This window comes from Staphylococcus sp. HMSC062A01, from assembly GCF_001836805.1.
Lineage (GTDB): Bacteria > Bacillota > Bacilli > Staphylococcales > Staphylococcaceae > Staphylococcus > Staphylococcus haemolyticus.
Genome location: NZ_KV830608.1, coordinates 1 through 4,254 on the forward strand (window position 1 = coordinate 1; position 4,254 = coordinate 4,254).

At 25.3% G+C, this 4,254-nt stretch carries 2 protein-coding genes and 2 pseudogenes; 1 reads left to right on the forward strand and 3 read right to left on the reverse strand.

Annotated elements, in window-relative coordinates; genetic code table 11:
- Window positions 1–180: 180 nt before the first annotated feature.
- Window positions 181–1,311 (reverse strand): SAP domain-containing protein, encoded by a 1,131-nt coding sequence (locus HMPREF2715_RS03330; RefSeq protein WP_002504099.1) that lies wholly within the window; start codon window positions 1,309–1,311, stop codon window positions 181–183.
- A gap of 747 nt (window positions 1,312–2,058) precedes the next feature.
- Window positions 2,059–2,326: pseudogene (locus HMPREF2715_RS12390) on the reverse strand (hypothetical protein); the annotation flags it as partial.
- Between the two features lie 950 nt (window positions 2,327–3,276).
- On the opposite strand from HMPREF2715_RS12390, the gene HMPREF2715_RS11615 reads away from it, so the two are divergent.
- Window positions 3,277–3,372, forward strand: coding sequence for a type I toxin-antitoxin system Fst family toxin (locus tag HMPREF2715_RS11615; protein ID WP_000493114.1), 96 nt, complete (start codon window positions 3,277–3,279; stop codon window positions 3,370–3,372).
- Between the two features lie 154 nt (window positions 3,373–3,526).
- Here HMPREF2715_RS11615 and HMPREF2715_RS03335 read toward each other — a convergent pair.
- Window positions 3,527–4,213: pseudogene (locus HMPREF2715_RS03335) on the reverse strand (PLP-dependent aminotransferase family protein); the annotation flags it as partial.
- Between the last annotated feature and the right edge of the window lie 41 nt (window positions 4,214–4,254).

Sequence of the window (4,254 nt, forward strand, 5' to 3'; positions counted from 1 at the left end):
TTATACTATAAATTCAACTTTGCAACAGAACCAAGGTTTTTAATGCTCTTTTAAAATAATTTTGATCTTGGATTTTAAACATAAGGAACCTCTTTTTTATTTTTGAAACGAGTGGAAACGAATTTCTTCATGTCTTGATTTTGATATCACCTGTAAAATAGCTATTAACCATTTTTCACTTTAATATTCATGGTCATTTTCACTCAAAAATGTGCTTAGTCTTTCTTCTTTTAAATATAGAATAATGCGTCCGTCATATTTATTAATATGTACATTGATATCTTCTTTTATTTTCATTAATTCTTGAATATCTATTGAAATGAAGCCATCGTCATAGTTATCTTCGTAATCTTCATCTGTGTGTTTATAAGGATATTCATTTTTTAACCATTTATATAATTTTGATACAGATTCTGTTTCATTTTCTTCTAAAGTATATGCCACTATGCAGCTTATAAAATGATAAATTAGCTCGTTACTCAACTCATTTTCATATTCACTAATATCTTCTTTAAACATACTTACTAATTCATCAATAGAATAGTTCAAATCAATGATTAATATTTCATAAGTATTTACAAAAGTATCATATTTTATATAATTTTTTACTACTGTCTTTATTGACTCATATTTTAATGACTTATCTTCTTCATCATAATATGAATTGTATATACTATCTGAATCTAAAGTGTTAATTAATGTTTTTAAGTGATCATAATATATTAAATTTAAATATTTTCTACTATTATCTAAATCTTTCTTTTCATTTAGATAATAGTCACATAAAGCTCTATATATCGCCATTAAGTCATTATTATTATCTTTTTTACTTAGTTTATAATCATATATTGCTAAAATTTTATCTTCACATGTATTATCTATATAATGCTCAGCTATATAAAAAGCTTGTTTGTAACTTATATGATCCCAACTAGTTATAAAGTGCATTAAGTATTTTGTATCTCTTATTAAAAATATTCCTTCATCAGTCGCGTCATAATAAGAGGGAAGTTCTATATTTTGTATAGAACCAAAATTTTCCTTAACACGTTGAATAAGTTTTGGTTTAGTTCCAGATATAGGAAGATTATTATTTTTAAGTAACTCTCTTAGTTGTGAAACTGTAAAATAATTCAAACTATTTTCTACATCTTTTTTTATAACTAATTTATCGTCTTCTATTAATTTTTGAATAGATTTTAATATAGATTTTTCGCCATAAGCCCTAAGTCCACTTGGAAATATTTCTTTTCCTACTTGTCTGTTTATATTTGTATGTAAAGTAATTAAATCATCAGTATTTAAATTCACAGTTTAAACCTCTTTTTAATTATAATTGCTATTTACTATTTGAATTTTTAGTATAGTAAGTTGTTTTGATTTCAACTCGAATAATTCCGCCATTTCTTCTTCAAAAATTTTTACTAAATCAAATAAAACATCGATGTTTTTTACAAATATAAAGAATTTCTAAGATATTTTAATCTCCTTTTTTATAAATCTTATCACAGAAGTTATTTAAATTTTAAATAACTTTATTTTTGATTTTGAGAGATTATTTAGAGGAAATAAAGTATATTGATACAGTTGTTTTACTCATAAATATATATCAACTTTTAAAAAGAAAATATGAGTTAAACAAATATATTTTGATTTTAAAAATCAGAATATGGATTAAAACTAGCGATTACTTTTTAGGTATCGCCAGTTACATGTAATCTAAAATTTTGCATAAAATCATTCAAAAAGTAGTTATGATTTTTAGTTCTTGCAGAGGTATTTTTCTTTTAAAACACCAAAATTTTGATTTGAACCCAAATCATGAGTTAAGAGCATAAGGGAAATTTGCCACCTTTTACAAAGGTAGGTCTGGCGAAGCCAGACATTTCAAAGGTTTCAGAGTTTTTCTTTTGGTGCCTAAATTTTGTGTTTGTACCCAAAATGTACCCCTATAAATTGCGTTTGTACCCAAAATGTTCCCCTACATATTGTGTCTGTACCCATTTTGTACCCATACTTTTTTTACGACTTTTCAATAACAAACGCTAGCTTTTTTAGCTAAAGCTCCCTATTTTTTAAAGAGATAATTTTGTTTTCGAAATGCCTAATTGCTGTAATTGAATATGTTTTTTTCTTTATCATTTGTTTGAATTAAATCGCCATCTTCAGTGTTATCTAAATTTAAAAGTTTATGTTTTTATTTAAGTAATACACCGAAACTTAGTATACGTTTTCGATATAAAATTCATTCTAAGTCATTAACAATTTCTGCATTTTTTTCATGGTTTCTTGTTAAACAATCAAACGAAATAATGGAATATTTTGATTAGTTTTTGAAGGATTTATGCGCTATTTTTTTATATGTTATACAAGCGTAAAACAAAAGTAGAATACACATTTATGCTAAGAAATTTTAATAATGTTGTGAGTCTACTTAACGAAATTTTAAGATGAATATCGTATGGTGTGAGCGATTTAGTCGACAATTTTATAAGTTTGAAAATTGTTAAGAGCTTCAAAGATCAACGTTAATACATTAATTTCAATTCTAATTCTGTGCTTATTTTACAGTTAATAAATTGAGTATTATTAAGCTAATAATTATTATTACGAGATTGATTAAGTTTATAAAAATCTTAAAGATTTTCTTGTCATTGTATTCTGGACTTTTATATAGAAGCATGTAATACATAAACAAATTTGCTGTAAACATTCCGAATATTGAAGCTAAGATTCCCAAATGAATCTCCATAAAAATAGTTTGAATAAATAATATGAGAATGAAATTATTAAAAATAATAAGATTTCATAAATTAACAGAATCATGATTTTTCTCCTATAAATTAAAGTTAAAGAAAACATAAATCATAATCAATTTTCTAATGTTCAAAGCGAAAATTTTTAGGAAATCTGTTAAATGAAATGACGCAAATTTAAGAGTATATAGGATCAAGGAAAAGCATATTAGACTTTAAAAGGTGCTAAAAAGTATTATTGGAAAGTAAGTATAAAATCAATAATTCTATTAAAAATGCAATAGTCATTAGTAAACTAGTAAATTTATTTACTTATAGTGATGTGTTTAATTACTATAATAAACTTGAAATGTACTTATAAAGTATCTCTTTTGCCTCTAGATATTATAGAAATAGATCTCACTATCATTACATAAAATGACTTATCGGAAGTTATCTGTAACTCAATTATTAGAAATGATATAATACAAAAGTCGTCGTTCACTTCTGTGCTGTATTTAGCATGGAAGGAGGTGACATCATGTTCAGTACACTATTTGTAACTATTATAGCTCCTATCATAGTAGGAGTTATACTCACGTTATTTTCTCATTGGCTGAATAATCGTGAAAAGTAATTTAGCGACGACATATAGCTAATACACCAAAAGAGCCCGATAACTATTCGCAGTAGTTATCGGGCTCGGTGTTTATCATGTTAGTACACTATTTGTTAATCAAATTATAACACTGGTTAGTAGAGGAATGCAAAGTAAAGAAAGTTCTTAGGAATCAATTTCTAATTTTTTTAATAATATTACTTAATTTTTTTAAACTTCTATTAATATCATTCTCATCAATGTATGAGTAAGAAAATCGAATGTAGTTTTTGTAGTTAGAATCATATATTTCTCCAGGTTGTATAAGTATATTTTCTTTTATAGATTCATTAAACAATTTTTTTACGTTTATTGATATAGAGAACTCAAACCAAATATAAAATGATCCACTAGGGTCATTCCAACTACCATACATAGATAAATGAGTTTTTAGGGCGTCTATAAATATATCTTTACGTTTTTTTAATTCTAATTTTAATTCAGATATATGTTTTTCATGATAAGTATTTAGCCATTTTGTGGCAATATATTGTGATATAGAACTAGCACCATAGTCATTCTGCATTTTTAAATCAGATAAGTGATTAATTACATTTTTATCTGCTACTATCCATCCAATACGCAGACCAGGACTTACCGTTTTAGATAAACTTCCTAAATATAAAACATTGTCACTATTTTTCAAAGATTTCATGGGCATCGGTCTTTTTTCATCAAACCATAAATCAGAATATATACTATCTTCAACAATAGGTATTCCGTTTTTTTGACATTGATCTATAATTTTTTGCTTTTCTTCTTTAGTATAAGTATTTTGAGTAGGATTGTGTAAAGTAGGTATACAATAAAAGGTTCTGTTGCAAAGTAAAAAATATAGCTAACCACTAATTTATCATGTCA